The sequence below is a fragment of the Peribacillus sp. NPDC097675 genome, assembly GCF_050277655.1.
In the GTDB taxonomy this organism is placed as follows: Bacteria; Bacillota; Bacilli; order Bacillales; family DSM-1321; genus Peribacillus.
The window spans coordinates 40,680-47,712 of sequence record NZ_JBNNSK010000020.1 but is presented as its reverse complement, the minus strand read 5'-3'; the positions used below and the strand labels follow the sequence as shown (position 1 = coordinate 47,712).

General features: G+C 41.4%; 6 protein-coding genes. All 6 read right to left on the bottom strand.

What is annotated here, in order from left to right:
- Positions 1 to 135: 135 nt before the first annotated feature.
- Complete coding sequence (locus tag ACQKL5_RS20765; protein WP_427610736.1) at positions 136 to 1,803, bottom strand: methyl-accepting chemotaxis protein; 1,668 nt, start codon at positions 1,801 to 1,803, stop codon at positions 136 to 138.
- A gap of 330 nt (positions 1,804 to 2,133) precedes the next feature.
- Positions 2,134 to 3,663, bottom strand: coding sequence for an acyl-CoA carboxylase subunit beta (locus ACQKL5_RS20760; RefSeq protein ID WP_427610735.1), 1,530 nt, complete (start codon positions 3,661 to 3,663; stop codon positions 2,134 to 2,136).
- 23 nt (positions 3,664 to 3,686) lie between these two features.
- Entirely contained in the window at positions 3,687 to 4,469 is a 783-nt protein-coding gene (locus tag ACQKL5_RS20755) for an enoyl-CoA hydratase (protein WP_427610734.1), read from the bottom strand.
- A gap of 23 nt (positions 4,470 to 4,492) precedes the next feature.
- Positions 4,493 to 5,392, bottom strand: a complete 900-nt coding sequence (locus ACQKL5_RS20750) for a hydroxymethylglutaryl-CoA lyase (RefSeq protein WP_427610733.1) — start codon at positions 5,390 to 5,392, stop codon at positions 4,493 to 4,495.
- A 17-nt stretch (positions 5,393 to 5,409) separates the two neighbouring features.
- Positions 5,410 to 5,622 (bottom strand): acetyl-CoA carboxylase biotin carboxyl carrier protein subunit, encoded by a 213-nt coding sequence (locus tag ACQKL5_RS20745; RefSeq protein ID WP_427610732.1) that lies wholly within the window; start codon positions 5,620 to 5,622, stop codon positions 5,410 to 5,412.
- A 52-nt stretch (positions 5,623 to 5,674) separates the two neighbouring features.
- On the bottom strand, positions 5,675 to 7,024 hold the full coding sequence (locus ACQKL5_RS20740; RefSeq protein WP_427610731.1) for an acetyl-CoA carboxylase biotin carboxylase subunit: 1,350 nt from the start codon (positions 7,022 to 7,024) through the stop codon (positions 5,675 to 5,677).
- Positions 7,025 to 7,033: the final 9 nt, after the last annotated feature.

The window sequence follows — 7,033 nt, the reverse complement described above, 5'->3', positions numbered from 1 at the left end:
TACCGTGGACACCCTTGCATTAAGCTAACCACTACTACTGCCTTCATGGTTCGGGACTCACACCCTATAGATTGCACCCATGCCGGGCACACTAACAAAAGGCTGTTCCCTTTTTGGGACAGCCTCTCCTCGCTTTTAAACTTTGTATCTTTTACTCATTTCCTCTAATTCTTCAGACGCAGTGGCTAAACTGAAAACTAACTGATTCATTTCTCCGCTCATCGCGTTAATCTGTTGAGCAGATGCAGTTACCTCTTCTATACCAGCAGCATTTTGTTCAGATATGGCTGCAACTTCTTCAATAGATTCCTTCATTTTTTCTTCATTATCCGTCAATAAAATTAGTTGGTTAGCCATTGAATGAACCAATCCATTCATATTTGATAACTCCTTATATATGTCATTGAAGGTTTCTCCTGTCTTATGAAGCTTCCCTCTCCCTTCATCCACTTTCTCTAACCCCGTTGTAAGGATTTCCACCATATTCTTCGAGTTGTTATTAACGTTTCCCACTATTGTAGAAATACCGTTTACAGATTCGGAAACCTGTTCAGCAAGTTTCCTAACTTCATCTGCCACTACGGCAAACCCTTTACCTTGTTCTCCTGCTCGAGCTGCTTCAATCGCAGCATTTAAAGCGAGTAAATTCGTTTGATCGGCAATATTACTAATGAGTGTGACAAGTGTGGTCACTTCATTATTTTGTGTTTCCAAAGTTTTCACCTGATTCACTGATTCTAAGACAATATTATAGATTTCTTGCATTTTTTCTATTGATGAGCTCATTAATTGCATACCGGTCTGTGAATCATTTATTGCTATATCTGTTGACTTTGTAATCTCTTGGCCTTGTTTATTCGTTGCCGCAATAATCTCGGAGAACTCTTTCATATCCACCGAAAGTGTAGAAGCTAAGTTGGCTTGTGACTCTGCACCACTCGACATTTCATCCATAGTGACAGACACTTGGGTTGTCCCTTCATTTACTTCACTAGAAGAATTATTCAATTTACTACTTTGCTTATGTAATGACGATGAAAGATCATGTATTTTTTTTATCATTTCAGATAAGGTTTCTGTCATTTTTTCGAAGGACGCATAGAGTAATCCTATTTCATCAGTAGATTCTACTCTATATTCCCTCGTTAAAGTCGAGGCCTCTTCAAGGTCGCCCTTTGTAATAGAATTGGCTACATCTGATAATCGCTTTAGAGGATTAAGCTTCTTAGCGAGATAATAGTAGACGATTCCAAGAATGAGTAAGGTAAAAATAACAGAAACTGCAATAACGATCGGTAACAAACTGGATAATACCCCATTTTTAATCGATTGGATCATTTCGGCCTCTTTATCAATGCCAAGAATGCCTATTACTTTTCCCTCTCTATCTTTAATGGGAGCAAAAGAAGACATATAGTTTCCGTACTTCTCATCTTTAATGATGTCTGTGCTCACCGTTTTCCCTGATAGTACCGGTAATAAATCTGTAACGGATAATGATGTCGTAACTTCACCGATGGTGGAAGACTCTTCAGGTGGCTGCCCATCAATCAGTAATTGAACCTGATTATTATTAATAGCATATGTATATACATAAAGAGCACCCGACTTTATTCGAAAATCATTTAATTGTTTTTGAATTTGAAAGTAAGGGTCATTCTTCTGGGGATTTTCAACAAATTCCTGATAAAGGATGGGATCAAGGCTTGAAGTTATCCTTAAAGCGTCCTGAACACCCATTTCCTTGAAGGTCTGTTCAATAGATTTAGAAGAATCATAGTATAATGTAGCTAGGTTAAACACTAACAAACATGCTATTAAAGCAAATAATAACCTTATTAGCGATGATTTAATTGATTTAACCTTTGAAAATTTAAACAAGATGGTTCACCTCAAAATATGATTTAAGAACAGTATGTGAGTACGTCTTATACCTATTTATCGGCCTTTTATCGATCTTATTTAGAATAATGTCAGCTAAGGAAAAATACGCCTGGTGGTATGTAAAAAAAGAATAAATAAAGTTATCCTTCACCTTACTTCCGAAACTGAAAAAGTATAAATACCCCCCACTTAATACTTCTTAAGTGGGGGGGATTCATTATAGAGTTTAGCTTCATACAAATAACATAATTAGACCGGATAAACCCCATGCTTACGATCAGTAAAAGTTAACTGTTTACTGCTATATGCTTCAAACCGCTTACTCAATTCATCACGCAGATCATTGGGTTGAATGATTGCGTCGACAATCATCTCCGAAGCTAAACGGTAGATATCGATATCTTCATTATATTCATCTCGTTTTTGTTGGATAAAAGCCTGACGTTCTTCCGCTTCCATTGCATTAATCTTATTCGCATAGACAGCGTTAACGGCAGCTTCCGCACCCATAACGGCAATTAATGCGGTCGGTAATGCCAAGACACAATCCGGTTCGAAAGCAGGACCGGCCATTGCATACAATCCGGCGCCATAAGCTTTACGCACAACAACCGAAATTTTCGGTACTGTGGCTTCACTCATGGCAGAAATCATTTTTGCACCATGTCGGATGATGCCTGCCTGTTCGACTTTCGTTCCAATCATGAAACCTGGAATATCCGTAAGAAACAAAAGCGGGATATGAAAAGCATCACATAAGTTAATGAACTTGGCTGCCTTATCAGCCGAATCATGGAATAATACTCCTCCTTTGACTCGTGGTTGATTGGCGATGATACCCACTGATTGCCCATTTAATCGGGCGAGACCTGTAATCAATTCAGGTGCAAATAACTTCTTGATTTCACAAAATGATTCACGATCTATAATCCTGTCAATTAAGTCATACATATTGAATGCAGCATTCTGATTTTTCGGAATCAATTCTTCAATTGTTTTTTCAAAATCAGCTGGTTGTACTGATTGGAATGCTTTTGGCTTTTGTTGATAATTCCCTGGAAAATAACTTAAGTACCTACGGGCAAAAGCAATGGATTCTTGTTCAGAATGTACTAGTACATCACCACATCCTGATACAGAACAATGCATTTTAGCTCCTCCCATTTCCTCTTCTGTCACCTTTTCACCGATGACCATTTCGGCCATTCGGGGTGAACCTAAATACATCGATGCATTTCCTTCAACCATGACGACGATATCGCAAAAGGCTGGAATATACGCTCCACCGGCAGCGGAAGGACCGAACAAGAGGCAAATCTGTGGAACTTTACCGGATAGTTTTACTTGGTTATAAAAAATCCGGCCAGCCCCACGCCTTCCTGGAAACATTTCGACTTGATCCGTAATGCGGGCACCTGCTGAATCGACTAGATAAAGAAGTGGAACTTGTAACTTATCGGCTGTTTCCTGAATACGGATGATTTTTTCAACCGTTCTGGCCCCCCATGATCCGGCCTTCACAGTCGAGTCATTGGCCATGACACAGACTGTCTGGCCGTTGATTTTCCCCATCCCCGTGACGACCCCATCTGCAGGAAGTCCATCACTCGTACAATTTGCAAAGAAGGCATCCTCAATATCGATTCCTTCATCCAATAGCAACTCTAATCTTGCTCGTACGAAAAGCTTACCATTTTCCGCATTCTTTTGATGATACTTTTCCAAACCACCCTTACTTATTTTTTCAACCTGTTCGGTGAGTTTATCGGTTGTTACCATTCATGTTCCTCCTTCAATCGAAGTCAATTACCATTGAATACCGGTTTGCGTTTTTCTTTAAATGCCGACAGACCCTCCAGTCGGTCACGGGTTTGTAACGTCGTTTGATAGCAGTCTTGTTCGATTTGCAGTCCAGTTTTTAAGTCAGTATCCATTCCCTGATTGATCGACTTTTTTGCAGCACGTAAGGCTAACGGGGCATTAGCTGCTATTTCCCTCGCCAGTTTTTTCGCCTCTGCAAGCAATAGGTTAGGATCGATCACATCACTGATGATTCTCATGTGTTTAGCTGTTGGCGCGTCTAATCTCCTTGCCGTATAAATCAGTTCTTTCGCAGTCGCTGTGCCAACGATCCTTGGCAGGCGCTGAGTCCCACCCCCACCTGGAATAATACCAAGAGAAGTTTCCGTTAGCCCCATTTTTGCCGTGTTCGAGGCAATACGAATATCACAGGCTAGAGCTAACTCTAGGCCTCCTCCAAAAGCAGAACCATTTATCGCAGCAATGACTGGAACCGGAAGATTTTCCACTGCTGATATGGTATCACCGATTAGCTTTAGCGTTTCCCTGACTTCCATTTCATTCATCCCAGCCCGTTCCTTTAGGTCGGCACCTGCACAAAACGCCTTATCGCCTGCTCCTGTTAAAATGACTGCTCGAAGATTAGGCAGTTCTTTCAATTCATTTAACGCTTCATGTAAGTTATGGAGTAATTCCTTCGATAACGCATTGGCCGCATCCTGCCTATTCAAGGTCACCATGACAATTCCATTTTCCTCATGACTGACCTTTACATTTGATAACATAGCCTCACCCACTTCCTCTTGATTCATTGTGCGTTATAAATGGCCATCTGATGGCTAGGCAAGGGTTTTTCCAAACAGGATTGCATCATGGAAGCTGACTTAATCAATTTTTCGGTGTCTATTCCTGTAGAAATTCCCATATTATGAAGCATGTGAACCAAGTCATCTGTAGCCACATTTCCGCTTGCACCCGGTGCATAAGGGCAGCCCCCAAGTCCTCCTAGCGCAGAGTCAAAAGTGGTTATACCATAGTCCAGTGATTTGAGGACATTGGCAAGAGCCATCCCTCTCGTATCATGAAAATGGAGTGCAAGTAGGCTTTTATCATATCGTTTCACTGCTTGCTCAAGGAACTCTTCCACTTGTCTGGGAGAAGCCACACCGATTGTATCTCCTAATGATAGTTCATTGATTCCATACTCGAATAATTGGTCACATACCCGAAAAATGTTCTCGATATCAATTGCCCCTTCATATGGGCAGCCGAAAACTGTGGAAACATACCCTCTTACTGGTTTTCCAATGGCAGTTGCTTCATCGATAACTTCCTTAAGAACAGGGAAAGTGTCCGGGATTGTTTTGTTTATATTCTTCAAGTTATGAGTTTCGCTGGCTGACATGAAAACCGAAATTTCATCCATACTCGCTTCTAGGGCAGACTCCAAGCCCTTACGGTTCGGAACGAGTGCCGCATATGTGATGGTAGGATTACGCTTGATTCCTTTTCCTACTTCCAATGCATCTCCCAATTGAGGGATCCATTTCGGATTCACAAAAGAAGTCGCTTCTATATAAGTAAGGCCGGTCGCCGAAAGCTGATCGATCCAATCTATTTTCCTTTGCGTCGGTACGATGACCTTCTCATTTTGAAGCCCATCCCTAGGGCCTACTTCCTTAATGGTTACTTTTTCAGGCCAATTCATCCTATCCCTCCGTCTCTTCATTCAATGACGGCCAAAACATCGCCTTCATTAACAAAATCCCCCTCGCTCACTTTAAGTTCCTTGAGTGTTCCAGCCTTTTCTGCGACAATGGGAATTTCCATTTTCATAGATTCCAAAATGATGATTTCCTGTCCATCATCCACACTTTGCCCCTTATCCGCTAGGATCTTCCATACACTTCCTGCCATGCTTGCTTTTAATTCTTCCATTATTAAGTCCTCCTCATTTAGTTATGATCACGAAGTAATTTGTATCCATCTATTAAACCTTGATTTTTTTAATATATTTATTGATGAAATCTGTGGTTGTTTCTCCTTGATAGTACGCCTCATGTTCAATGATTTCCTTAAGTAGCGGTAAATTCGTTTTAATTCCTTCAACCTTATAGTTTTCCAGTGCCTCTTTTAATCGATCAATTGCAACCTCACGGGTAGCACCGCTTACTACCAACTTGGCAATCATCGGATCATAAAAATGGGAAACGACCGAGGTATCCTGTACGGCGAGCTCGTGGCGAATCCCTTCACCTTCTGGGAGGGACAAACCCGTAATTTTACCGGGTGCTGGATAGAATGTCTTAGGGTCCTCTGCATAAATCCTCACTTCTATGGCGTGACCCTGTCTTTTTACATCTTCTTGGGTAAAAGAGAGTTTTTCACCGTTAGCGATTTTGATCTGCTGTTCAACAAGATCAAGACCGGTAATTTCCTCAGTGACTGGGTGTTCCACTTGAAGACGTGTATTCATTTCCAAAAAATAGAACTTTTTATTAGCATCAACTAAAAATTCCAAGGTACCTGCATTGTGATAACCGATGCTCTGCACGGCCTTTATGGCTGCTTCACCCATTTTCCTTCGTGTTTCTTCATCAAGAAAAGAAGATGGCGCCTCTTCCACGACTTTTTGATGGCGTCTTTGGATCGAGCATTCCCTCTCCCATAAATAAACGGCATTACCAAACGTGTCTGCCAGTACTTGAATCTCGATGTGACGTGGTTTCTCAATCAATTTTTCGATGAACATATCTCCATTGCCGAAAAATAATTGTGCCCTTTTTTGATTTCCTTCGAAAGCTTTTGAGAGCTCTTCCTCATTAGCAATCGCCTGCATACCAATGCCCCCGCCTCCAGCTGATGCTTTCAGCATAATAGGGTATCCAATCTTTTCGGCTACGGCCGCTGCTTCCATGCTATCCATTAAGGGACGGGAGAAACCTGGTACTAACGGGATCCCTGCTTGCTCCATCTTTTTTCGGGCTTCCACTTTATTGCCCATCTGTTGAATGACGTCCGGTTTAGGGCCAATGAAAATCAAGCCAGCTGCTTCACATGAACGTGCGAAATCAGCATTTTCACTTAGAAATCCATATCCCGGATGTATGGCATCTACCTTTGCAGCTTTAGCAATTTCTAAGATTTTATCGACATTCAAGTAACTTTCCTGAACACGGGATCCACCTAGTAAGTATGCTTCATCTGCAAAACTGACAAATGGCGATTCGGAATCAGCCTCAGAATAGACGGCTACAGTATCGATTCCTAATTCTTTGCAAGTGCGAATGACACGAGAAGCAATTTCTCCTCGGTTTGCAATAAGAACTTTTTTTATCATCCAATATCC

Excerpts from the sequence above, each read along its gene's own strand:
- ACQKL5_RS20745 (WP_427610732.1), bottom strand. The coding sequence starts at position 5,622 with ATGGAAGAATTAAAAGCAAGCATGGCAGGAAGTGTATGGAAGATCCTA.
- ACQKL5_RS20755 (WP_427610734.1), bottom strand. The coding sequence starts at position 4,469 with ATGTTATCAAATGTAAAGGTCAGTCATGAGGAAAATGGAATTGTCATG.
- ACQKL5_RS20750 (WP_427610733.1), bottom strand. The coding sequence starts at position 5,392 with ATGAATTGGCCTGAAAAAGTAACCATTAAGGAAGTAGGCCCTAGGGAT.
- ACQKL5_RS20740 (WP_427610731.1), bottom strand. The coding sequence starts at position 7,024 with ATGATAAAAAAAGTTCTTATTGCAAACCGAGGAGAAATTGCTTCTCGT.
- ACQKL5_RS20760 (WP_427610735.1), bottom strand. The coding sequence starts at position 3,663 with ATGGTAACAACCGATAAACTCACCGAACAGGTTGAAAAAATAAGTAAG.